We start from the raw sequence: 534 nt of genomic DNA, 5'->3' as shown, positions 1-534 counted from the left end.
AGCGCTGGCCGCCGAACTGCGCCTTACCACCCAGCGGCTGCTGGGTGATCATCGAGTACGGACCGGTCGAGCGAGCGTGGATCTTGTCGTCGACCAGGTGCAGCAGCTTCAGGATGTAGATGTAGCCCACCGCGATCGGGTGCGGGAACGGCTCACCGGAACGGCCGTCGAACAGCCGCGCCTTGCCACTGGGCATCACCATCCGATCGCCGTCGCGGTCGACGAGAGTGCTGCCCAGAAGACCGATGATCTCCTGTTCCCCGGCACCGTCGAAGACCGGGGTGGCGACGTTGGTCCAGGGCTCGACCCTGTCCAGGTCCTTCTCGCGCAGGCGCTCGGCCCACTCCTCCCGCACCCCGCTGATGTCCCAGCCCTGCGCCGCGATCCAGCCGAGGTGTGTCTCCAGGACCTGGCCGACGTTCATTCGCCCGGGGACGCCCAGCGGGTTCAGGACGATGTCGACCGGGGTGCCGTCCTCGAGGAACGGCATGTCCTCCACCGGGAGGATCTTGGAGATGACGCCCTTGTTGCCGT

1 pseudogene is annotated in these 534 nt (G+C 67.2%); it reads right to left on the bottom strand.

What is annotated here, in order from left to right:
- Positions 1-534: pseudogene (locus HHX41_RS39535) on the bottom strand (DNA-directed RNA polymerase subunit beta); the annotation flags it as partial.

The sequence above is a fragment of the Microbispora sp. H13382 genome, assembly GCF_014161445.1.
Taxonomy (GTDB): Bacteria; Actinomycetota; Actinomycetes; order Streptosporangiales; family Streptosporangiaceae; genus Microbispora.
This window is presented reverse-complemented; position numbering and strand designations above follow the sequence as displayed.